Genomic DNA, 25,043 nt, shown 5'->3' on the forward strand with positions numbered 1-25,043 from the left:
CATTAAAGTTATTTGCATTTGCAACCAGGTTCCCAAAAGCTAAGGGTAATTTTGTTTTGTAAATAACACTAAACAATTAAAAAATATGTCAAAAATATGTTGTAGTACAGATAATAATCTGAACCTTGTAAAGAAAAAAGAGCACAAGCACAAATACGACAGTCATGGAAATCAGTTGTGTTGCGTCACAGAAGAAAAAGTTCATGAAAAAGCGGGAACAAAAGACCTGTTAAAAGACACAAACCATCAACAAAATGATGGGCATGGACATGGCGGAGCAAATTGTGGTGAGGATGACACTGGTGATTGTAAGGATGACGAAGACCATCACGGACACGACCATAGCGAACACGGTCATAAACACGACCATAAGAAAAAGGATAATCATGATCACGGGCACGACCACGGACACGATCACGGGCATGGACACGACCACGGTGACCACGACCACAGCCACGATATAGAGGGTAAAACGGCTTTTCAGCTATTTACACCCTCCGGTATTTCTTTGATTTTATTGCTGATTGCCATCGGGTTTGACAATTATTTTCCACAAGACTGGTTTACGGGTTGGGTAAGAATTGCCTGGTATGTTATTGCTTATGTACCCGTAGGTTTACCAGTAATCAAGGAAGCAATTGAAAGTATTCGTTTTAAGGATTTTTACTCGGAGTTCTTTTTAATGAGTATTGCTACCGTAGGTGCATTTGCTATAGGGGAATATCCTGAAGCGGTCGCAGTAATGTTATTCTACTCCGTAGGTGAGGTATTCCAGACGCTTGCGGTATCAAGAGCTAAAGGTAATATTAAAGCTCTTTTAGACCAACGCCCTGATGAGGTTACGATTTTGAAAGATGGCAAACCTGTTATCATTAAAGCTGAAGACGCAAACATTGGTGATATTATCCAGTTAAAGCCAGGGGAAAAATTAGGTTTAGATGGTGAACTTGTTTCGGAAAGTGCTTCATTCAACACAGCAGCACTAACAGGTGAAAGTAAACCAGACACAAAGGGCAAAGGTGAAACTGTATTGGCAGGTATGATTAATTTGAATACGGTAAGCCAGATAAGAGTAACAACAGACTATTCGGATAGTAAGTTGAGTAAGATTTTAGAACTTGTGCAGGATGCTACATCACAAAAAGCACCAACGGAATTATTTATCCGTAAATTTTCTAAGGTATATACACCAATAGTGGTATATCTATCTATCGCCATTACATTGCTGCCAATACTTTTTGTAGAAAATTATATCTTCAGCGAATGGCTGTATAGAGCTTTAGTATTCTTGGTTATCTCTTGTCCTTGCGCATTAGTTATTTCTATTCCCTTAGGTTACTTTGGAGGTATCGGGGCAGCGAGCCGTAACGGTATCTTATTCAAAGGTTCTAATTTCCTGGATATCCTTGCAAAAGTTCAGAATGTGGTAATGGATAAAACGGGAACATTAACCGAGGGAGTTTTTAAAGTACAGGAAGTGTTTATCAAACCTGAATATAACAAAGACGAAATACTAAACCTTGTTAACGTACTGGAAAGCCAAAGCACCCACCCTGTAGCAACAGCAATCCACAACTATTGGGGTGAAGTTGATACAAAAGTTAGCTTGGAAAATGTAGAAGAAATTGCGGGTCACGGTCTTAAAGCCACGGTCAATGGCAAAGAGCTATTAGCAGGGAATTTTAAATTGCTTGATAAATTCAATATAAGTCACGATGCTGATACAGCAAACATTGTATATACTGTTATTGCAATCGGCTATGGAGGTAAGTTTGTAGGTTATCTGACGATTTCTGACAGCATTAAAGTAGATGCTAAAATAGCGGTAGACAAACTGCATAAAATGGGCGTCAGAGCCACTATGCTAAGTGGCGATAAAAGTACGGTAGTACAACACGTTGCAGAGCAATTAGGAATTGACAGTGCTTATGGTGACTTATTGCCCGAAGACAAAGTGAACAAAGTAAAGGATATTAAATCCCGTAACGGTAGTGTAGCCTTTGTGGGCGACGGCGTGAACGATGCTCCTGTGATCGCATTGAGTGATGCAGGTATTGCAATGGGCGGTTTGGGAAGTGATGCAGCTATTGAAACTGCTGATGTAGTTATACAAGACGATATGCCGTCAAAAATACCAATGGCTATCAATATAGGCAAGCAAACAAAGAAAATCGTTTATCAAAATATTGTCCTTGCATTCGGAGTTAAGGCAATTGTATTAATTCTTGGTGCAGGAGGACTGGCAACAATGTGGGAAGCAGTATTTGCTGATGTGGGTGTAGCCTTATTAGCTATTCTGAATGCCGTGCGAATACAAAGAATGAAATTTTAATTGTTAGGTTGTTGAACTGCCGCCGGATTAATCTTGCGGCAGTTTTTATAAATACGTTTTTTCTAATGGCTAAAAATCAATCACAGGCTTCGTTAAGTGAAGTACACAGTTCCGTAGATACTACAGTTCCGGGCAAATCACGTTGGCGGAGGGTACTGGCGTTTTTCGGACCCGCTTATCTTGTTAGTGTCGGATATATGGACCCCGGCAACTGGGCAACGGGTTTAGCAGGTGGTAGCCAGTTCGGATATTCCCTACTATGGGTTTTGGTAATGAGCAGCATTATGGGTTTATTACTCCAGAGCTTATCCGCGAGGCTGGGCATTGTCCGAAATCGAGATTTGGCACAGGCAAACAGGGAAACTTACCCAAAGAAAATTAATTTTGTACTTTACATTCTTGCAGAGATTGCCATTGTAGCAACAGATCTTGCAGAAATTTTGGGAATGGCAATCGGTTTGCAACTACTCACCGGAATGCCTTTGATATGGGGCGTTGCCATCACAGCATTAGATACATTTCTACTGATGACCCTGCAAAAATGGGGAATGCGCAAGCTCGAAGCCTTCATTATTGGGTTGATATTCGTAATCGGTATGTCATTTCTGGTGCAGATATTAGTTGCAGATCCCAATACTGGGGAAATCGCTTCAGGGCTCATACCGCACATTCAGAACGACACGGCGCTGTATATTGCTATCGGTATCATAGGAGCAACGGTAATGCCCCACAATTTGTACCTGCATTCTGCATTAGTGCAAACACGAAAATTTAACCGGGACGATGCGAGCATCAAAAAAGCAATTAAACTGAATTTTTGGGATAGTGCCATTGCCTTAAATATGGCATTGCTTGTCAATGCCGCAATATTAATCCTTGCTGCAACAGTGTTTTATAAAACAGGGCGTTCTGATGTAGCGGAGCTAAAGCAGGCTTATGAATTGTTGCCACAGCATTTGGGCAGCGATTTTACCGCCAAACTCTTTGCTGTGGCTCTTATAGCCGCAGGACAAAGTAGCACCATTACGGGAACGCTTGCAGGTCAAATTGTAATGGAGGGTTATTTGCGGTTCCGAATGAACCCCTTATTACGCAGGCTCATCACAAGGTTGCTTGCTATAGTTCCGGCAGCTTTGGTAATCCTCATTAACGGGGAGGGAAAGGTAGATAGCTTGCTTATCTTTAGCCAGGTGGTATTGAGTATGCAGTTGGGTTTTGCGGTTATCCCGCTCATCCATTTTGTAAGTGATAAAAAGACTATGGGCAAGTTTGCCATTAAGCCACTGATAAAAATTTCCGCTTGGTTTATTACTATATTACTGGTTTACCTCAATTCAAAACTGTTGGTAGAGGAAGCGATAAATTTCTTTGACACTTCGGGCAATATCATCTGGAAAGGGTTGATAATTTTAGGAGGGATTGGTTTTGTAATCCTGATGGCTTATACCACGTTATACCCCTTGTTCAGCAGAAAGGCGTTTTGTGAAATTACGCCACACGACAAGCCGGAGCCTTTACAGCTACAACCATTCGTGCCGTACCGGAATATTGCGCTTACGGTGGATTTTAAAACCCTTGACCATAAGGTTATCAACCACGCCATTACGCAGGGCGGTAAAGACAGTAGGTACACGCTCATTCATATCGTGGAGAGTGTGGCATCCGCATCGCACTTTCACGACAGTACCGACGAGGAAACGCTAAAGGACAGGGAATTTTTGGACGAATATGCAAAGCAGTTACAGGACAACGGGTATTTTGCTGAAGCAAAACTGGGCTTTGGAAAAACCGCCGATGCCATTGCCGAAATTGTCAATCAGTCCGATGCTGAACTGGTGGTTATGGGTGCACACGGTCATAAGGGATTGAAAGATTTATTGTACGGCGCAACCATAAATCAGGTACGGCATTTGGTAAAAATTCCGGTACTGATTGTCAAAAACGAGGGAGAACAAAAACATTAACTCAATTAAATAATAGGTATTATGAATTATGATGTAATTTTTTTAGGCAGCGGTCCCGGAGGGTATGTTGCTGCCATTAGAGCCGCACAACTGGGGTTGAAAACAGCCATCGTAGAACGGGAAAGCCTGGGCGGTATTTGCCTTAATTGGGGCTGCATTCCCGCCAAAGCACTGATGAAATCGGCAGAAGTTTTTGAATACCTGATGCACGCACAAAACTACGGCGCAAAAGTTTCAGGTGTAGAAGCCGACTTTGAGGCAATTATAAAGCGAAGCCGTGGTGTGGCAGATAAAATGAGCAAAGGCGTTCAATTCCTCATGAAAAAAAATAAGATTGACGTAATTAAAGGCGTTGGTAGACTGAATGCCAGTAAAGCACTGGAGGTTACGGATGCGGATGGCAAAACCACTACCTACCAATCAAAGAACATCGTACTGGCAACAGGTGCTCGGAGCCGTGAACTGCCGAGCCTGCCCATTGACGGAAAGAAGATTATCGGCTACCGGGAAGCAATGGTATTGCCGGAGCAGCCCAAATCCATTATCATTGTGGGGAGCGGCGCAATCGGCGTTGAGTTTGCTTACTTTTTCAACAGCATTGGAACAAAGGTAACTATCGTTGAGTATCTTCCCCGTATAGTTCCGGTTGAAGATGAAGACATATCTAAAGAACTCGAAAAATCATTTAAGAAAAAAGGGATTGAAGTATTGACGGGTACTTCGGTTGAAAGCGCAGATATTAGTGGTAATGGTGTAAAAGCGATGATAAAAAAAGCCGATGGTAGCGGCGACCAGGTGTTGGAAGCTGACATTTTGTTGAGTGCAGTCGGCATAGTAGCGAACATTGAAAACATCGGGCTTGAAGCGTTGGGCATTAAAACAGAAAAAGGAAAAATCCTTGTTAACTCGTATTACGAAACCAATGTATCGGGTATTTATGCAATTGGAGATGCAGTTCCTGGTCCCGCATTGGCTCACGTTGCAATGAAAGAAGCTGTAATTTGTAGTGAAGTAATTGCCTATAAAGCCGGAAAATTCGACCGTCAACCCAATCCGTTGGATTATGGTAATATACCAAGTTGTACCTATTGCTCACCCGAAATCGCTTCAGCAGGTATGACCGAAAAACAGGCTAAAGAGGCGGGTTATGAAATTAAAGTGGGCAAGTTTCCTTTTTCCGCAAGTGGAAAAGCAAGTGCCGCCGGAGCGACAGACGGCTTTATAAAAGTGATTTTTGATAACCAGTACGGCGAATGGTTAGGTACGCATATGATTGGCTACAATGTTACCGAACTCATAGCCCAGACAACTACAGCCCGAAAACTGGAAACCACCTACCATGAACAGCTTGACACTATATTTCCACACCCGACAATGAGCGAGGCTGTAAAAGATGCTATTGAAGCGGCATTAGGTGAAGCGATACATCTATGATGAATTTTTAAATTAGACATAATGCTAAAAAGGGTGTTTCTCAATTGAAACACCCTCGTTAGTAAATATGGAAACTTAAAATGGATATTGTTTATCCCTTTCTTTACAAGCATTTATTGTTTTAGTTCAGCATTTAAAGAAATTTCTAAATTATATGCTTTTCCAACCGGACACATTTCTTTAGCCTGTTCAGCATATTTTTTGAAATCTACTTCGCTTATATTAGGGATTACTGCAATTACATCTAAATCAGAATTGGTAATGTCAAAACTTGTAGCCGTTATTGTGCAAGAAGTTTGTAAAGTTTCAACTTCTATACCATTACTTGTGAGAATGTAATTTAGTGTCATAGTGTAGCAAGCTGCATGTGCTGCTGCCATAAGCTCTTCAGGATTTGTAGCCGTATTTTCTTCTTCCTTTTTATTGTGTTTAAAGACACTTTTACCAATTGTGGAATGTACAGCATCAAAACTTCCACTTCCGCTTTTAAAATTACCCTGCCATTTAGCTGTGATTTTTGCTTTCATTTTTATTAAACTTTTAAATTACTTTGCAAAATTGCAATTCTAATTAAAAGCAGTCAATGCAGATAATTCGCTGTTTATAGCACATTTTTCCCATTTGCAGAGATTTGAGTTGCATTTCTGAAAGAAAGCGGAGAAACCCCAGTTTGCAATTTGAAAAACCGAACAAAATACGAGTAATCTTCATAACCGAGATACGCAGCAATCTCTTTGATACTGAATTGTGTATTAGCTAACATTCTTTTGGCTTGTAGAATAATCCTATTTTTTATAATTACATTCGGTGCGATTTGTCTTTCAGTTACTATTTTCCGGTTAAGGCTTTTCGGAGTAATATTAAGCATCAAAGCATAGTCTGATACATTATGCGCCGTACGGTAATGTAATTCTATCAATTGGCTAAACCTCCTTGTCAGATCCTTATCGTAAGATATTGCTTGATGAGTATCGTCATTTTTTTTTCCAAGTGTGCGTGTCGCTGAAATCACGATTTGCTTTATATATGTTTTAATCATCTCTTCAGCCCAAAAATCTTTCATTTTGATTTCCTTCTGAATAGAAATCAGAAGTTTTTGAAAATATTTTTCCTGACTTAAAGTAAGATCTATATAAGGAAGTTCGAAAACATTGTCAAAGAGAAGTCCATCGCACGCAAGTTCCTTATCATGGAAAGCAATGCAATAAAAATCTGGGCTAAAGTACACAAGACTTCCTTTAGAATTATCGCAGACTTTGAAATATTGCCCAATACTGAAAAAAAGCAAAGTGCTTTCCTCAAAATCATAATCTATAAAATCGACATTAATACGCCCACCCTTATTTATAAATACAATTTTATAGTACTTGTTAAACCAGCTTATGTCACTCTTGATTTCATTGGGCATTCCAAGAAGATCAAAATATCCAATCATTTTATCTCTATTAATATCGACCATTTTTTTGTACAACGATTAAAATAAAAAAAGTCCTAAACTAATTTTAGGACTTTGATAAAAATAAAAAAAATCTACAAGGTTCCTCTTCTTTCCTGCTCTCTTTCAATAGACTGGAACAATGCTTTAAAGTTTCCTGCTCCGAAACCTCTTGCACCCATTCTTTGGATGACCTCAAAGAAGAATGTTGGGCGGTCTTCAACCGGGCGGGTAAAGATTTGTAATAAATAGCCCTCTTCGTCCGCATCAATCAGAATACCCAACTCCTGCAATTCCTTAATATCTTCTTTAAAGCGGTGCATATGTGCTTTTAAACGTTCAGGAATGGCATCATAATATGCCTGTGGCGGTCTTGACAAAAATTCAACTCCTCTTGATTTAAGGTCGTTTACCGTCTTTACAATATCGTCCGTAGTTACGGCAATATGCTGAACTCCCTCGCCCTCGTAAAACTCAAGGTACTCTTCAATCTGTGATTTCTTTTTGCCCTCAGCGGGTTCGTTTATAGGGAATTTAATTCTACCATTGCCGTTTGCCATTACCTTAGACATCAGGGCTGAATATTCGGTAGAAACCTGCTTATCGTCGAACGATAAGAAATTTTCAAATCCCATTATATCCTCAAACCATTTTACCCAGGTATCCATTTGGTTCCAGTCCACGTTGCCCACCATATGGTCAATATATTTCAGCCCCGTAGGTGCAGGGTTGTATTCGGTTTCCCAATGCTCATAGCCCGGCATAAATACGCCATTGTAATTTTTGCGTTCGGTAAACATAAAAATCGTTTCGCCATACGCATAAATGCCAGATTGTACCATTTCTCCGTTTTCGTCAGTGGTTACGGTTGGTTCCATATAGGCTTTAGCACCTCTTTTCGTAGTTTCTTCAAAGGCTTTACGGGCATCTTCTACCCAAAGCCCAACCACTTTGATACCATCGCCGTGTTTCTTTACGTGTTCGTTGATTTCGGAATTAGAGCGCATCCCGGTAGTTAAGACTAATCGTACTTTGTCCTGCTTTACCACGTAGGAAGCCCTGTCCTGCAAGCCTGTTTCCAGTCCGGCATAAGCCAACGACTGGAACCCGAAAGCGGATTTGTAATAGTGGGCGGCCTGCTTCGCATTGCCAACATAAAATTCCACATAGTCGGTTCCTAAAATTGGTAAAAAGTCTTGTGCACCCTCGAATATCTTATCCAATCCGTATTCGACGTTTTTTAAATCGTTTGTCATTATAAATGATTTTAAAATTATATCAGTGTGATTTTGCAATAAAGATTGTTGCACAAATGGGATTAGTGCAATCGTGTATGGGTTGGGGAACCAGAGCTACAACATAGCCCGATGCAAAACCGAGAGAAAGGTTTTGATAGCCATTTTATAAACAGTTAGCGTTATTCGGTAGTAAATGTATTCCGCTTATTCTGAATGGGCACTATAATCAGTAAAAGTCACAAAACAAAACCGAAATATTACAAGTCGAAGCTGTTTTGAAGTACAATCAGTAAATATCATAAATCAAACAAGGAATTTCACAAACATTATAGCGCATTCTGTCCCGAAATTTGTACTAACAAAAACAATATAAAAGTTCAAAACAATGGAAAGCAAAAATCTTCAATTCAAGACAAACCTTAATTGCAGCAACTGTGTATCAAAAGTGCAGGCAGATTTAGATAACGCAGGCGGTATCTGCGAATGGAACGTTGATACTACTAACGCCGATAAAATACTTACTGTAAAAGCAGAGGGTATTACCGAAGACGAAATTGTCGCCATCATCAAGAAAAAAGGGTTTAAAGCTGAACCCATTTCAGAATAATATAATCAGCCATTCACTAATCATTAAAAAGGATAAAAATGAAAAATCTAATAGTAGCAATGACCGTAATGTTGTTTGGAGTTTCTGCTTATGCACAGAATACAGGCAACCTGTTGAACAACTACATCAGCGTAAAAAATGCTTTAGTAAGCAGCGATAGCAAAGCGGCAAGCACCGCCATTACCGCACTGAATGAAGCCGTAAAAAGTGAGGGCAATTTTGCACAGAAAGCAGAATTGCAGAAAGCCACAGACAAGTTAAGCAAAGCAGGTAATAACCTTGAAAAGCAAAGAGCCGCTTTCAACGATGTATCTACCGTACTGTGGAAATTGGTAAAAGGTTCTGACAAAGTCACCCAACCTGTTTACTACCAATATTGCCCGATGAAAAAAGCATATTGGTTGAGCAAAGAAAAGGAAATTAAAAATCCTTACTACGGTTCCTCTATGCTTACCTGTGGTAAAGTTGCCGAAACTAAATAATAACCCAGTAAGGCATTGCTCATTGGGCAATGCCTTTTAACTTTTATAACCAATGCGATTTTTAAAATGGATAATCAAAAAAATTTTTACAAAAAGCTGTTGCCGCTAACCCTGTTGGCACTCTTTATATCACAAGTCAGCATTGCCCAAAAGGTAGTTCATTACGACCTGTATGTAAAAGATACGGTGGTAAACTTTGCAGGCAAGGAGAAGAGGGCAATCGCTGTAAACGGGCAAATCCCGATGCCCACACTTGAATTTACAGAGGGCGACACGGCGGAAATCGTAGTGCATAACCAGTTAAAAGAAAGTACATCCCTGCACTGGCACGGCTTGTTCCTGCCCAACAAAGAAGACGGCGTACCCTTCTTAACACAAATGCCGATTGAGCCGGGCACAACCTATACTTACCGTTTCCCGATTATCCAGACAGGAACGCATTGGTATCATTCCCATTCAGGTTTACAGGAGCAAATTGGTATGTACGGCAGCTTTATAATGCACAAAAGGGCTAATGATAAAACATTCAGAAAAGGAATTGACGATTTGCCGGAAATCCCCATTATGCTAAGCGAATGGACGAACCTCAATCCCAACAATGTACACCGTATGTTGCACGCTGCAAGTGATTGGTTTGCGATAAGGAAAGGCGCAACACAAAGCTACGCCGAAGCCATTAGAAGCGGTAAATTCAAAACCAAGCTGACCAACGAATGGAAGCGTATGTTGGCAATGGACGTGAGCGATGTGTATTACGACCGTGTAATGATGAATGGTAATCATCATACCGATTTAAAAAGCATTGACGGCAAGCCCTTAAAAGCAGGTGATAAAGTACGCTTGCGCATTTCCAATGGCGGTGCATCGTCTTACTTTTGGCTACGCTACGCAGGCGGTAAAATTACCGTAGTGGCAAGTGATGGTAACGATGTGGAGCCTGTTGAGGTGGACAGACTGATAATTGCTGTATCTGAAACTTACGATGTGGTCGTTACCATTCCCGAAGACGGTAAAGCGTTTGAGTTTATGGCAACCACTGAAGACCGCACCCAATCCACAAGTTATTTTATTGGAAACGGTAAAAAACAGTTAGTAGGGAAAATGCCACGCCTGAAATATTTTGAGGGTATGCAGATGATGAACGATATGATGAAGATGAACGGCGACCTTGACGATATGGGAATGAATATGAGCCTGAACCAAATGGATATGAACGTAGTAATGTACCCGGAGATTACAGGCGAAGAAAAAAGTAAGAAAAGTAAGGATAAAGAGCCAGCTATGGAGCATCACGGCGACCATAATATGAGCAAGGACGAAGACCCCAACCGCTATAATGCCAATGCGTTGAGCGATATTAAAACACTGAATTACTCAATGTTGAAATCGCCGCATAATACCACGCTTCCGGCAGATGCCCCGGTCAAGGAACTGAAATTTACTTTAACGGGAAATATGAACCGTTACGTTTGGAGTATGGATAATAAGGTTTTGACAGAAACGGATAAGATACCTGTTAAAAAAGGCGAAGTATTAAGGATTACGATTTACAATAACTCAATGATGCGCCACCCGATACACCTGCACGGTTTTGATTTCAGGGTACTGAATGAGCACGGCGAAAATGCACCGATGAAAAACATCATCGACATTATGCCGATGGAAACCGATACCATAGAGTTCCTTGCCAATACCGAGGGCGATTGGTTTTTTCATTGTCATATCCTGTATCATATGATGGCGGGAATGAACAGGGTGTTTGCAGTGGACGATTATAAAAATCCTGAATTGCCCAACAAGGCTAAAGCCTACAAGATGTTACAGCGTGAAAGCAATATGCCGCACCTGATGGCGCAGAGCGATTTTGCTACCAACGGTATAGACGGGGAAGCAATGCTGATGAATGCCCGTTACAGCTTAGGCACGGAGTGGCGTTTGGGTTACAACGATATGCACGGTTACGAAGTTGAAACCCATTTAGGGCGTTACATCGGTAAAATGCAATGGCTGATGCCTTTTGTCGGCTTCGACTGGCGATACCGCAGAATGGGAATGGACGAGCACGAGAAAAACCTCTTCGGACAGGTTAATAAAAAGGACAACAGGGCTGCTGTGAGCTTAGGGGTAATGTACACCTTACCGATGTTGGTTAATGTACAGGCAGAAGTTTACCACGATGGTATTTTCAGGGTTTCATTGATGCGGGAGGATATACCTATCTCCAGACGGTTAAGAGCCGGGTTTATGGTCAATACCGATTTGGAGTATATGGCAGACCTGCGGTACATCCTGACAAGGCATATCGGTATCAGGGCGCACTATGATAGTGATATGGGCTTTGGTGCAGGGCTTTCGCTCAATTACTAAAAGAACTATTCAAAGAACAAGTAAAGGTTGTAGCGATTATGCTATGACCTTTTTGCATTTACAATACCGGGCTAAATCAGTAAACCTCACAAATCAAACAAGAAATATCACAATAGACAGCCCGAAGCAAATTGTCAATTTTGTATCATAAATTTTAAGATTATGACAGCAAAAATAAAATGGAACAACGTGTATCTTCTGTTTACCTAGCAGGCGCTGTTTCAGACTGCATCCATATTGGTAATTACGCTTTCGGGTGTGGTAGGCTTACAAATGGCTCCCGATAAAAACCTGGCGACCTTGCCATTGGCAATGATTACCGTAGGTACGGCAGGTATGATGATACCCGCATCCCTCATCATTAGAAAATTAGGTCAGCGCAATGCCTTTATGATAGGTACGCTGATAGGCGTTTTGTCGGGTTTGGTTTCGTGGTACGCCATTATCCAAAATTCCTTTTGGCTGTTTTCAGTAGGTAATATGCTCATTGGTGCTTATCAGGGCTTTTCGCAATACTACCGTTTTGCGGCGGCAGATGTTGTTCCCGACAATGCGAAAAGCAAGGCAATTTCTTTCGTTATTGCGGGTGGCGTTGTTGCGGCTTTCGCCGGACCCAACTTAGCGAGGTTTACACAACATTTAGGGGCGGTTCCTTACGCTTATTCCTACTTTTCCATTATCCTGTTAAGTGTGGTCGCTTTGGGCGTTGTTTCCTTTCTAAAGCTGCAAAGAACATCTGCGGTACAAACCAAGGAAGCAGTTAAGAAAGGTCGCCCGTTAAAAGAAATCATTAAGAATAAAGATACCATCCTTGCAATACTGGCATCATCTACCGCATTTGCCGTAATGGGAATGTCAATGACCGTTACACCGATAGCGATGCATAGTGTAGGACATTCGTCAGATAGTTCAGCAACGGTTATCCAATGGCACGTATTAGGTATGTTCCTGCCTTCGTTCTTTACAGGTATGCTCATTCAGAAATTCGGTGTTTACCGTATCATTATTTCAGGCTTGGCGATTTTGTCCCTGTACATCGTTATTGCCCTGATGGGAACAGGCTTTGCACATTTCGTTTCTGCATTGTTTATTGTGGGCTTAGGTTGGAACTTCCTGTTTATCGGTGGTTCATCCTTGCTAACCAAAGTGTACAGACCTGAAGAGAAAGAAAAAACGCAGGCTTTCCACGATTTCACGGTTTTTGCAGTAATCAGTATAGCGAGCTTCTTCGCAGGCAGCTTGTTTAATTACTGGGGTTGGAACGGCGTAAACATTGCATTGATACCGATGCTTATCATCACATTGATAGTCGTTACCAGGATTGTTATGAGCCAAAAGAACAGCGTTAGCAATCAGTAAAAATCGTAAATCAAACAAAGAATATCACAATAGATACAACCCATTTAATGCGGAAATTTGTATTGTAGTAAGAGAGATAGATAAGTGAATAATTTAAAAACCATATTGCTAAGCACGTTTGTTTCACTGGCAGCCTTATCTGCCTGTAACAATTCGGAAAGTAATAATAAAAAATCAGAGGATATGAATACACATCAGCACGCAAATCACGACAGCGCATACGTTTGTCCGATGCACCCGGAAGTAACAGGAAACAAAGGCGATAAATGCCCTAAATGTGGTATGGCTTTGACACCTGTTAACAATCAGAAAAGCCAGTTTGACGTAAAAGTGGCTGCCGACCCGCAAAATGTCGAAACAGGCAAACCGACAAACTTATCCATTGCCGTTACAGAACACGGTAAAAATGTACCGTTGGAAGTTGTGCACGAAATGAAAATGCACCTTTTAGTAGTAAATGAGGAATTAACCTGGTTTGACCATATCCACCCCGAAGAACAGGCAGACGGTTCTTACAAGGTTTCAGAAACATTCCCGGCAGCAGGCAAATATCTTTTGTTTATTGATTACAAACCGACGGGAGGTGAAGCCGATGTTAATATGCAGAAGATTGAGGTAAAAGGTACGGAAGCAATTCAAACAACCGATTTAAAAGCAAAATTTGTTTCAACCGTAGATGGTTTTACAGTAACACTGCTTAACGGCGAAGACTTCAAAACAAACAGAAATCAGGGTTTACAATTTTCGGTAGAAAAGAACAGCAAGAAATTAGCGGAAAAGGATATGCAAAATTATCTTGGAGCGACTGCCCATATCGTAATGATAAGCAAAGCCGATAAGGATTTTCTACATATACATCCGGTATCTAAAGAGAATTTCCCAATCTACGCCGAAACGCTCATCAAAAAAGCAGGGCTTTATAGAGTGTGGGTACAGTTCAAAATAGACAACGTGCTGCATACGGCAGATTTCACGATTACCGTATCAGAGGGAGAAAAATCGGCAGAAGACCACAGCCTCCACGCCCACAAACATTAACAATCTGCAAAACAGTAAATGTCACAAATTAAACACGGAATATCACAATAGCAGGCTTTGCGAATATGTTGAATTTTGTGGCAGTTCAAAAAATATTAAATAAAGTTTAAAAAATATGGAAAATACAGAATTTCAGTTCAAAACCAATCTTAATTGTGGCGGTTGTGTATCAAAGGTAAAAGCGGATTTGGATAGTGCGGACGGTATCTGCGAATGGAATGTAGATACAGCTAACAATGACAAAATTCTAACCGTAAAATCAGAGGGTATAACACAAGATGAAATAGTTGCCATCGTTAAGAAAAAAGGCTTTAAAGCAGAACCATTAGCGGTTTAATCTCTTAGCCCTATCCAGTTTCTAATAAAGGATAGGGCTTTCTCATACCGTTTCAATACATATAAAATGAGGCAATTTATTGTGGGCTACCTGCAATTACTGCCTCATTTTATACTTTTTAATTGGTTTCAAACTTTAAATTCCGGTTTCGATGATAAATTATTGCCAAACTATAATAAGCGAATTAGACGATAGAATAAATGAATTGACCTATGAGCCGAGTAATTCACTGGTATCGTATGAAAATGCTATTGGACTGGTCTTACAGAAACTTGAAGAGATAAAGAAATACATTAAGAAAAATGGCTTTAAAGATGATGAAGAGGAAATACTATTTTTCAAGCAGTTAAAACCGCAGTTGGTTTCTAAGCTCATCTACTTCAATTCGATTTACAAGATTGAAACCAAAAGACCACGTGGAGGGGATAAAACCATCAAGAAATATCTTAATGTAGAGCTTTCCAAAATCAAACGATATTTCGATGCCAATCTGGAATTTTACAAGTATTATAGAACCAACAGCACCCACCTCGACAATAAATTCTTTTTGCGTGGCAAGCACGATATAAAGTTAAGTTTAGACACGTATTATTTTGAAGCCGACCATAATTTCACAACATCCCACGATTACAAGGTTGCCAAGATTATTGCCAACGATTTGATACAGGTTTATCTTGAAGACCAGTTGAGTAATAACAATCAGAGAAAGCTATTTGAAACCACACCTTTGAACTGGACGGGCAGCAAAACTTCACTCATTGAATTGATTTATTCACTGCATTCGCAGGGTTCCATTGACAACGGGAATGCCGACATTAAAATCATTGCCAAGACCTTTGAGAATATGTTTAATATTGACTTAGGGGATTTCTACCATTCCTATTTGGAACTGAAAGGCAGGAAGATAAACCGAACGAAGTTCCTTGATAGTCTTCGGGATGCACTTATCAAAAGAATGGACGAGCAAGACGAAAAATAAAGGTAAAGTTTCAATGCTTTACCTTTATTTTTTATAAATTTGCAATAATGATTTACAAGGTAATTGAATGAAAGCAAGTGCAGTAAGCACCATTACTAAATCGTTACCGATAACTCTTTCGGTTCTTGTAAACTACTCTTTATTAGTCAGTTTTGACTAAATTAATCTTTTTAAATAAAAGTTGTTTAGTTGATTTTAAAAGGAGGTTGTTTTGTAACGGCCTCTTTTTTTGATTTCAATTCTTAAGTAATTATGAGCCAAATTTTTTAATTTTTACTTGTTTTTGTTGTACTTCGATAATAAAATCGGCAGCATAGGTTATTTTTCCCGACTCAACCACTAATTGCTGTTTTGGATTGGAACAAAAAGTATTTTCAGAAAGAGAGTTACGGTCTAACGTAAGTTCGTAAGTTCCTGTTGGAAGAAAGGCTGTAAAATTACCGTCGTCATCTGTACCGATACGCTGCACAAAACTTCCGTTTTTTGTAACAGTAAATACAATTCCGCCCGCTTTTGCATCGAAACTTTTTACTGTTTTTTCATCGTAACGATACTGTATTTTCCCTTTTAAAGATCCATTCTGGTGCAGTGCTACAACTATCTGTTGGTTGTAATCACTCATGACCAACTCGGTGCCTTCCGTGAACCATCCATTCTGTAAAACAGGCTGTATTCTGTAAGTACCAAAAGGCAAACTTTTGTATTTTATTTGTCCGTTTGCATCCGATTTAAATGTTGTTTTATCAATTGTGATGAAAAAATCCGGAGCAGGTTCATCGTTTTCATCAAATATACTGTTTCCGTTTTTATCATAATAAACAAATGTAGATAATGTTCCTTTTCTGCCTGCTGATGCTGCCCTGCTTCCTAAATTCACAGTCATTCCGGCTTCAACAACAAACATTCCGGCATTTTGAAAAACGGTTGCTTTGCTGTAATGAAACCATGACGAATTCAAATAAAAACGGTATTTATCTGTTGGCAGATATTGTAAATTAAGGAAAGCAGAAGGCGTTTCGCCCGAGATGAAATCATTTAAATAAGCAGCCCCGCTTCTTACAAAAAGTTTATTATCTATAAATTTATGATCTGTTGATAGTGAAAGCGTGAACCTGTTGAAATCGTTCTGATTTTGATCCATTACCAACAACGAAGAATATTCAGACAAAAAATAACTTCCGTGCTGATAAGTCGCACTTGCGTTAAACCCTTTATAACTGTAAATAGAATTTATTTTTAACTGCGGATATACCTTGTTTTTGTTTGACATTTGTACCAAACCTTCTTCAATCCCCAAAACTACCGAATGCTTTTGATTTTTGCTTAACCAGTTGAAATTTTCGGTTACGCGACAAGCTTCCATTGACAAAAAACCATTGGGAACAATCCATGAAAAAGCATTACCTGTTTCCTTATAATACTGTAAACCTAAAGAGCTGCCAATATTTTTAAGGCGGGGAATGGTTATACCTGTATCTAACCGAAACGTGGTGGTTTTCATATTAAAACTGTAAGTGTAGGATTGGGGTGCAAAATCGGAATAAAAAATATTTGCATACACCATACGTTCCCTTTTAAGATTTTTTATGAAATTTTGCTGTAACTGAACCACTCCTCTGCGGTTTCCGGGGAAATAGCTGCTGCTTACAAAATAATTTCCACTTAAGCGTATATCTTTAACCAAACCGTTATACTGCGTTTCCAAAGCGTACGATGGCTGGTTTTTATTAAAACGTTCGTAGTGGCTAATTGCCCCGTGTGCCTTCAAACGTAAGTTCCAATCTTTCGTAATTTGTTTAACATTCTCAAGACCTACCATGTTATGCCCCACCTGTTCCATATTATCCTTTTTAAAAACATAATTGAAACTTTTCTGATCAGACGGGTTGTTGGCACCGAAAGTACCCAAAGCATAAAAGCCGTATCCTCTTTTTAAAAAAGCATCTTTTTGGGTTAAGTTAAAGTTATCGTCAATAAAACCTGCCTGCAGCCTGTTGTTCTGTGTTTTATCTGAAGTATCGAACTGAATACCGCGACCGAACATGGGAAGTTCAAGCTGCTGACTAATATTTCCTACCTTTAGCTGGTGGTTATCTAAACGATATGCAAGATAGGTGTTGCTTATAAGCGGTTCGTTCTGACTATCTGCCTTATAAATATTTCCGCTAACCGATAAATATCCCGCAGGCAGGTCAATATCGCCCGATCCTATCAACTGATACACACCGGTATCGTTTCCGCTGGTACGGTAACTTGCAGTTAGGCTGTTTTTTTGATAGTATCGTGCATACGCCAAACTATTAATGTCTTCGTAACGTTTTACCGACGATACATTCTGAACATTAACCGAAAGACTGCCGAAGACTATTTTCTCGGTACCCCGCATAGCCGCTACGTTTACAGCAAACTGCGATTTGTCTAATAACGATTTCGGCACCCAAAATTTAAAGTCGAAAATAGAATCTTTACGAACATCAATAACAGCGGTTTGCTCAAAAAAACTTTCTTCGCCCGTAAGTTCCGGAATATTAAAAACTACAAAAACTTGCTGCGATTGGTTGCCAAGATTTGTTACATTTACTTTCACCGAAAGCGAATCGTTTGTATTGGTAAGAAAAATTGTAGGTGTTACAGCCTGCAAACTCATAGCATTATTCACTTCTACCTGTTGCGTAATGCTTTTTTTAACGATTGATTCTTTTTTATCGTTAACAAGATCTACCACTATATCTGTTGCTCCAGCAGCGGCAGTTTTACCCTTAATAATTTTTAAAGGAATAAAGATATGTTGTTCGGGTTTTAATTGTACCAAAATTTCAGAACCCGAAATACTTTTAAACCCATCAGGAGTTTTAATATGCAAAGTTCCGTTGAAACTGCTTGCCGATGTATTGGTTAACGCTACTACTAAATCTAAAATATTCTGCCTTCCGGCTGCCTCGGTTGTTTCTACCTTCATTTCTACAGCAGATTGTGCCTGTACCTTACAGCAGGCAACAGTGCAGCAAAAAACAAGCAGCAGTCTTAAAAGAAAGGAAGGAAACATTTTAATTGATACTAATTACTGTGGAACAATCTCGTATTGTAACGTAGTGGTGTATTGTTCCGGTTTTGCGTTTATAAGATTTGCATCGTTTACTTTTGTGGCATACATTATATCAAAAAACACCTGCGCACTTTGGGTTGATGAACCCGATGCTATTTTCTGCGAAGTTGCAGACAGGCCAACAGGAAACACCGCTGCCTGATTATTAGATACCGGTATAAGTGACAAATTCACCGTATTCAGTGGTAACATATTACCTGTGGTTGATGTAAAATTGGGCTGCAATGCCGTTACCTGTACCTGATAATTTGTATTGGCAGATATCATTAATCCGTTAGAATATTTTACGCTTACCCCTTGCAGATAATCTTGTTTGGTTTTTAATTCCAACAGACCATTTACGGCATTTGAAGCTACTTTTATTGCCAACTGATTTACCGGTGTTTGCGGACTTCCGCTTAATGTTGCAATTTGCAAGGTATAATAACGTTCCTGCAATCCGCGTACCTGATTTTTATTATCGTAAAACCTAAATTCTACAACCATTGTAAATTGTGACCAGGTAGTGAATTGCGAAAGATAAGCACCGCCTTCTACTTTTAAATCGAACGGAATATGAAAGTTGTAATAGGGATTTCCACCGCCGGCACTATTAAATAATCCTGCTTGTGATTGTGGAACCAGAAAAACTTCCTGTCCCTGCTGCAAAAAAGTTTGCAACGGCATGCCAATTTGGTTTATAGTGGGTATTGCAGATCCGTTTAACTGACCATAAGTAGTGGTGGGTAACAGACTTATTTTATCGGCAGGAAAAACCTGATTTCCATTTGAAATAGGCTGTTTTACACGAGCTGATACCCGCCAGGTAGGCAGATTCAGATTTCCGTTACCATCGATCCATACCTTGTAGGCATTACTTTTTACGATACCATTGTAAGAATCAATACTCGCATAGTTGTTACTGTCTACATTCAAATTCTGAGCTTTTGCAGTATATACCAACAATAACAGGAAGATAAAAAGAACACATTTATTCATTGGTAAAAGATAATTCGCCCATTTCTATGGTATTTTCATCGCCGTAATCAATAAGAATGTTTGCCGTATATTTTCCTTTTTCTAAATTGTCAGGTAAAGCAATCAGCATTTTACGTTTATCTGCAGGCATGGTGTAGAATACAATATGGTCTAATACTGTTTTTTTACCTGTAGCTGCATTGAACAATTCGGGATACACAATACCGTCTGCCCAGATATTGCCGTTATTGGAAAAGTACAATTCCATTCGATTGTTTTTCTTATCAAACAGTATATTTTCAATTTCCAGCTTACGTTTTTTTATTTCGTTGGTACGGTGAAATAATTTTATGCCAGAACGTACGCTTACCTTAATATTTGCACCTTTACTGTCAACATCATCTACCGGATTCATCTGTGTAACGTACAGCATGGCAGTATGTGCAGCAGGATCGCCAGAAAAAGTATTGGGAACCGTAATATTTACTTCAACCTCTTTATTTTCGCCAGGTTTCAAAGAAAAATAACTATCCGCCTTGCTGATACTAACCCAACCTGCACAGGAAGTTTCCAGACTGTCTGCAGGGAACATCATGTTTTCGCCCATTTCGTTATACCGCCAGTCGCCGGTACTTACTGCCAAATTCATAACATGCGTAGCACTCACATTTGTCACTGTAACTTTTTGTCGGCTGCTTTTACCGGCATCCGATTCAAAATACAATCGCGGAGGCGATACCGAAACACCGGTTTGTGCACATACGTTAGAACACCAGCATAAGGCAATTAAAAAAAACGCAGTTGCTTTCATAACCACAAAATTTATATTTAAAAAAAGTGCTGCAGAACATTGCAGCACTTTAATAAATAATTATTTTAATGCTACTATTTAGCGTAGATTGTATAAGTTACTACTGTAGAAAATGTAGTAGGTGTTTGGTTTGCTACATATTTGTCAAGGTACGCATCATTACCGGCTGCTTTATACTCAATATCGATATTTTTATCTCTTGCTCCTTTTGTAGAAGAAACAATAATACCTTCATTATTAGATAAAGCTACATTTTGCCCATATTGAGCATCTGCTAAAGAGTTTTGAGCAGCTTGCGTAGCAACAATATTGATTGTAGCAACATCAATGTTTCCATTAGGTCCGGCAGTCCCCTGATTGGTCAATTCAGAGCCACTTGATTTTACTTTTACTTCAAACCCCCCGGTACTGAAGATATTTAGGTGGTTTGCTTGTTTTGATGATACACCATCTTTGTAATGATCTTTTGTAGTATAGTCGATATTAACCGTTTTTTGCTGAGCATTTACTACTAAAGTTTGGATAGGGTTTAACTTTACGTTTAATGTAACATTATCTGTATTTGTTTGTGCCACTGCTGCGATGCCGCACACCATCATTAAAGATGTAATGAATAATTTTTTCATTTTTTGTTAGTTTTACTTTGTTGCTTATGTAAGTTTTGCTATATTTGAATTTACAACGTTTTCCCCCTGTTGTAAATCGGTTACAAAAGTACCCAATAGCATGTTTATGCTACTTATTAAAATATGCTTAAAACTTGTAGTTTTTTACAAAAGCATCCTTACACAAAAATTTTATTATAATTTTCATGTATCCAAATACTAACGTTAAGGTTATATGTAAATGTTTTATTGTGAAACTATGGTATATACCACCGTGTACGTATGGTTTACAGCTGTGCTGCTTTTAGCAAATTCAATTAGGGCATCATTACCCGCACCTTTATAACTAATGTTTACATTTTTATTAATAGCACCTTTAGTTGCAGAAATTATCGGCTGTTCATCCTGATTAATTTTTTTATTGGTATAAACCACGTGTGATTGATTTAACGGATTAGATCCAGAGGTAGGTATTACGGTAATATTGTCTAACAATCCATTATCGGCAGCAGCAGTTTCGGTACTTACCTTAACCTGAAATCCGCCGGTACTGTAAATGGTTAAATGGTCTTGTTGTTCGGATACTATGCCGTTGCTGTAATCTTCACGGGTATTGTATTCTAAGTTTACCACTTTTTGCGAAGGATTTACCACTAATGTTTGTATAGGGTACAAATTCACATTCAGCGTAACACTATTTTGTGCGTACAGCTCGCAGTTTAAAGATCCAAGTAATAAAGCAGTTGTTATTATTCTTAAAAACATACACCCGTAATTTAGCAGGTTTTACATTCACTGATCTAAATTTACGGATTTGTTTTTAAATAAAACATGACTATTATCACAACTTTACAGCAAAATAACCTTTAAGCATATGTTCTTAATATTGGCAGTGTATAACTAACAGAAAGTTAACCTGCATGCCTAATCATACGCGGATTTTTGGTAGTGTGCTTTTTTATAAAGGTGCTAAAATTAGCTTCGTCGTTAAAGCCCAACTGATAGGCAACTTCAGACACGGTAAAATTAGAATGCTTCAGCATACGTATCCCTTCACTAACCACTTTATCTATGATGACCTGCTTTGCACTTCGCCCTAAAACAGACTCTGTCATTTCGCTCAATCTTCTAGGTGTAACGAACAGTTGTTCTGCATAAAAGCTTACATGTTTTTCTATCTGGTAATGCTTTTGCAAAAGTACCCTGAATCTGTTTACTATATCAATAAAAGTAAATTTACGAACATCGTTCTGCTCTTCGTAGGCTTTCTCGTCAACATAGAAAAGTCCGTCTAATAAAAGGGCTTCTACACAATTGTGTGCTACAGAAATGTATAAGCCGTTATTCTGCTTTGTTTTGTACAGATCTAATCTGGTAATGATCAGTTTCAGCACTTCATCGATAGGAATTGAAGCCTGTGTAACCACTACTTTAGAAGATTTATCGAAGAAAAGATCAGAATTAAGCATTAACGAATCTTTTGCCGACCTTTCAAAAAACGATGCCGAAAACACCAATGCGTAGACACTGCCTTTTTTTTCGCTTTCTTCGCAGAAAACTACTTTTTTTAAAGGTCCCACAAAAACAAGACTGCCCCGTTTAAGTTCGTATAAAATTCCATCAATCGTAACAGCAGAATTGTTTATTACAATTAATATACAGAAATAATCCAACCCTTCAAAAGATCGGTTGCCCCCATTTCTCTCAATATAATAATCTATAGAATTTACACTGAACCCATTAATATTAAGTTCATCGGTTATCTTATACATTCAAGTTAAAATTTGAATAAAACGTTAATTTTTAAATATCTTCACAACAATTATGGCATTAAATATAGCATATTTATGTTACTGTCACAACATATTATTCATTATTACCAAAACTTAACAATAAAATAATTCTTTAAGAACCGTACTCTTAGGTATTAAAGAATTTTAGCTGTTTGATTTTAAATTTTATTTAGCGAATGTGTAAGATCTAACTTAAATAGGTTTTGTGTTTGATTTGCTTAAGTATAAACAAAAAAGCCTGCAATTGCTTGCAGACTTAGAGCTAAAGAAAATGTCTTATTTAAAACATTTATGATTTCCAAAAATAGCTATAAAAAAACAACCGAAAAATTAGAATTCAATTAGAAAATTCAAGTGCTTATCTTTTGTAATTAAAATGCCAATTTTTATCACTTTTAAAATACAATTAACAATAAAAAGCAGTGAATCTTTGAAATAGAGCCATATAATTTTTTTATTTTTACATCGATTTAAATAGTTCAAATAACTATTCAATTAATCAACAACCGTAAGGAAAAGCTTTATATGGCAAAAAATACACAGACAGAATTTAACAGCAGAAAACTGTTTACCTATATAACAAAAGAAAAAAAAGACGTAGCCAGCATTTATATCTATGCCATTTTAAGTGGTTTGGTGCAGTTAAGCATACCGTTGGGCATACAGGCAATTGTTAGTTACGTTATGGGTGCTACTATGGTTACCTCTTTATATATTCTTATTGGTTTTGTGGTTTTCGGAACCTTCTTGGCAGGTTTTTTCCGTATACGCGTTATGCAGATCATTGAAAAAATCCAACAGAAATTGTTTGTAGAATATTCGCTGGCGTTTGCAGAAAAGCTGCCAAAAACCAATTTGGCAACAACAAAAAAATACTATCTTCCCGAACTGGTGAACCGCTTTTTTGATGTTCCCAACCTGCAAAAAGGTATTTCTAAAATATTGCTCGAAATTCCTACTGCCTTAATTCAAATCGTATTCGGAATTATATTATTATCTTTCTATCACCCGTGGTTTCTGGTTTTTGGTGCATTGGTATTTATCCTTGTCATTGTTATTTTTCGATTCACATCAAGCTCGGGGATCGAATCAAGCTTGAAAGAAAGCGATAAAAAATACGAAGTGGCATCTTGGTTAGAAGACATCGCCGGATCGGTAAAAACGTTTAAAATCAACTCTAAAAGCGATACCCATTTAAAGGGAACAGACAACCGAGTGTTATCATACCTTACACACCGTACCAGCCATTTTAAAGTATTGTTGCTGCAATATTGGACTATTGTTCTTTTTAAGGTTCTTATTACGTTGCTGATGCTTTCCATTGGTACCTACCTGCTTATCAATCAAGAGTTGAACATCGGAGCTTTCGTTGCAGCAGAAATTGTTGTTTTAACGATACTTACCGCTGTTGAAAAGCTGATTAAAAGTCTGGAAAGTTATTATGATGTGATTACATCGCTCACCAAATTGAGTAAAGTAACCGAATTGCCTGAAGAAAGCGATTCTAACATTGAAATTCCTGACAGTAAAAATGGTATGGAAATAATTTTTAAAGATGTAAGCATTCATTTTAACGATCAAAAACCGATCATCAACAACATTAATTTTGAAATACCCGAAAACAGCCTAACCGTTATTAAAGGTTATTTAGGATCGGGTAAATCGTTACTATTGAACATGATGGCAGGTTTTTACGAGCCTACCAACGGAACCATTTTGTTTGATAAAGTGCCGTTAAGCAACATAAACAAAGCTACTTTTAGGGAACAAACCGGAATTTATCTGGAAGATATGCACATTATTAAAGGTACACTTTTAGATAATATTACGCTTGACAAAGAAAATTATCAAACACAAGATGTACTAAATTTAGCCGAAGAATGGGGTATTGAAGATTTTTCGAGTCAGTTTACACAAGGTTTATTAACGCCTTTAAGTGATACCGACACCGAACTTTCTTTCAGTTCCCGCAAAAAAATATTGTTGTTGCGTGCCATGTTAGGTAACAAACGATTGTTGTTGTTAGAAGATCCTGTGGACGGAATGGATCAGGATTTTGCAGGGAAAATGACTGATTACTTGAAAAAGATCAAATTAAAAACAACCATAGTAATTGTTTCAGAAAACGAGGAATTAGTCAATGCAGCAGACAATATCTTATCGGTACAAAACGGCAATGTCATCCACATTAAATAAACA

Annotated in this window: 20 protein-coding genes; 11 read left to right on the forward strand and 9 right to left on the reverse strand. The window is 38.6% G+C overall.

What is annotated here, in order from left to right:
• Nucleotides 1–85: 85 nt before the first annotated feature.
• From BM253_RS05550 to lpdA, 3 genes are all read left to right on the forward strand, one after another.
• Nucleotides 86–2,332 carry a heavy metal translocating P-type ATPase gene (locus BM253_RS05550; protein WP_051230782.1) on the forward strand — a complete coding sequence of 749 codons (2,247 nt, stop codon included), beginning with the start codon at nt 86–88 and terminating at the stop codon, nt 2,330–2,332.
• Nucleotides 2,333–2,397: 65 nt separating this feature from the next.
• Complete coding sequence (locus BM253_RS05555) at nt 2,398–4,296, forward strand: Nramp family divalent metal transporter (protein ID WP_027384835.1); 1,899 nt, start codon at nt 2,398–2,400, stop codon at nt 4,294–4,296.
• A gap of 21 nt (nt 4,297–4,317) precedes the next feature.
• A complete protein-coding gene (gene lpdA, locus BM253_RS05560) occupies nt 4,318–5,730 on the forward strand; it encodes a dihydrolipoyl dehydrogenase (protein WP_034672041.1) in 1,413 nt (470 codons plus the stop codon).
• 113 nt (nt 5,731–5,843) lie between these two features.
• Here the strand turns inward: lpdA and BM253_RS05565 are convergent, their stop codons facing one another.
• The 3 genes from BM253_RS05565 to hppD all read right to left on the reverse strand — a co-directional run bounded on the left by BM253_RS05565 (nt 5,844) and on the right by hppD (nt 8,421).
• Nucleotides 5,844–6,257, reverse strand: a complete 414-nt coding sequence (locus BM253_RS05565) for an OsmC family peroxiredoxin (protein ID WP_027384833.1) — start codon at nt 6,255–6,257, stop codon at nt 5,844–5,846.
• A gap of 74 nt (nt 6,258–6,331) precedes the next feature.
• Nucleotides 6,332–7,189 (reverse strand): helix-turn-helix domain-containing protein, encoded by an 858-nt coding sequence (locus BM253_RS05570; protein WP_051230781.1) that lies wholly within the window; start codon nt 7,187–7,189, stop codon nt 6,332–6,334.
• Between the two features lie 71 nt (nt 7,190–7,260).
• A complete protein-coding gene (gene hppD, locus BM253_RS05575; RefSeq protein WP_091520426.1) occupies nt 7,261–8,421 on the reverse strand; it encodes a 4-hydroxyphenylpyruvate dioxygenase in 1,161 nt (386 codons plus the stop codon).
• Between the two features lie 367 nt (nt 8,422–8,788).
• Between hppD and BM253_RS05580 the strand changes: the two genes are divergently transcribed.
• The 7 genes from BM253_RS05580 (at nt 8,789) to BM253_RS05610 (ending at nt 15,572) form a co-directional block, all read left to right on the forward strand.
• Nucleotides 8,789–9,010 carry a heavy-metal-associated domain-containing protein gene (locus BM253_RS05580; protein ID WP_091520430.1) on the forward strand — a complete coding sequence of 74 codons (222 nt, stop codon included), beginning with the start codon at nt 8,789–8,791 and terminating at the stop codon, nt 9,008–9,010.
• A gap of 38 nt (nt 9,011–9,048) precedes the next feature.
• Complete coding sequence (locus BM253_RS05585) at nt 9,049–9,492, forward strand: DUF3347 domain-containing protein (protein WP_091520433.1); 444 nt, start codon at nt 9,049–9,051, stop codon at nt 9,490–9,492.
• A gap of 66 nt (nt 9,493–9,558) precedes the next feature.
• On the forward strand, nt 9,559–11,859 hold the full coding sequence (locus BM253_RS05590; protein WP_091520437.1) for a multicopper oxidase family protein: 2,301 nt from the start codon (nt 9,559–9,561) through the stop codon (nt 11,857–11,859).
• A gap of 237 nt (nt 11,860–12,096) precedes the next feature.
• On the forward strand, nt 12,097–13,218 hold the full coding sequence (locus tag BM253_RS05595) for an MFS transporter (protein ID WP_245758453.1): 1,122 nt from the start codon (nt 12,097–12,099) through the stop codon (nt 13,216–13,218).
• A gap of 183 nt (nt 13,219–13,401) precedes the next feature.
• Nucleotides 13,402–14,256, forward strand: a complete 855-nt coding sequence (locus BM253_RS05600; protein ID WP_245758454.1) for a heavy metal-binding domain-containing protein — start codon at nt 13,402–13,404, stop codon at nt 14,254–14,256.
• A gap of 115 nt (nt 14,257–14,371) precedes the next feature.
• Nucleotides 14,372–14,593 (forward strand): heavy-metal-associated domain-containing protein, encoded by a 222-nt coding sequence (locus tag BM253_RS05605; protein WP_091520439.1) that lies wholly within the window; start codon nt 14,372–14,374, stop codon nt 14,591–14,593.
• A gap of 151 nt (nt 14,594–14,744) precedes the next feature.
• Nucleotides 14,745–15,572 (forward strand): RteC domain-containing protein, encoded by an 828-nt coding sequence (locus tag BM253_RS05610; protein ID WP_091520443.1) that lies wholly within the window; start codon nt 14,745–14,747, stop codon nt 15,570–15,572.
• A 250-nt stretch (nt 15,573–15,822) separates the two neighbouring features.
• Here the strand turns inward: BM253_RS05610 and BM253_RS05615 are convergent, their stop codons facing one another.
• The 6 genes from BM253_RS05615 to BM253_RS05640 form a co-directional block, all read right to left on the reverse strand.
• Nucleotides 15,823–18,531: a prealbumin-like fold domain-containing protein gene (locus BM253_RS05615; RefSeq protein ID WP_091520447.1), complete on the reverse strand. Its 2,709-nt coding sequence runs from the start codon at nt 18,529–18,531 to the stop codon at nt 15,823–15,825.
• A 102-nt stretch (nt 18,532–18,633) separates the two neighbouring features.
• Nucleotides 18,634–19,656 carry a hypothetical protein gene (locus tag BM253_RS05620; protein ID WP_091520450.1) on the reverse strand — a complete coding sequence of 341 codons (1,023 nt, stop codon included), beginning with the start codon at nt 19,654–19,656 and terminating at the stop codon, nt 18,634–18,636.
• Nucleotides 19,649–20,446, reverse strand: a complete 798-nt coding sequence (locus BM253_RS05625) for a fimbrial biogenesis chaperone (protein ID WP_091520454.1) — start codon at nt 20,444–20,446, stop codon at nt 19,649–19,651. The genes BM253_RS05620 and BM253_RS05625 overlap by 8 nt, the downstream gene beginning before the upstream one ends.
• 74 nt (nt 20,447–20,520) lie before the next feature.
• Nucleotides 20,521–21,072: a hypothetical protein gene (locus BM253_RS05630; RefSeq protein ID WP_091520457.1), complete on the reverse strand. Its 552-nt coding sequence runs from the start codon at nt 21,070–21,072 to the stop codon at nt 20,521–20,523.
• Nucleotides 21,073–21,297: 225 nt separating this feature from the next.
• Nucleotides 21,298–21,816, reverse strand: coding sequence for a hypothetical protein (locus tag BM253_RS05635; protein WP_091520461.1), 519 nt, complete (start codon nt 21,814–21,816; stop codon nt 21,298–21,300).
• 146 nt (nt 21,817–21,962) lie between these two features.
• Nucleotides 21,963–22,823, reverse strand: coding sequence for a helix-turn-helix domain-containing protein (locus BM253_RS05640; protein ID WP_091520464.1), 861 nt, complete (start codon nt 22,821–22,823; stop codon nt 21,963–21,965).
• Nucleotides 22,824–23,369: 546 nt separating this feature from the next.
• Here BM253_RS05640 and BM253_RS05645 point away from each other — a divergent pair.
• Entirely contained in the window at nt 23,370–25,040 is a 1,671-nt protein-coding gene (locus tag BM253_RS05645) for a peptidase domain-containing ABC transporter (RefSeq protein WP_091520468.1), read from the forward strand.
• Nucleotides 25,041–25,043 lie beyond the last annotated feature (3 nt).

The organism is Paenimyroides ummariense, assembly GCF_900115115.1.
Lineage (GTDB): Bacteria > Bacteroidota > Bacteroidia > Flavobacteriales > Flavobacteriaceae > Flavobacterium > Flavobacterium ummariense.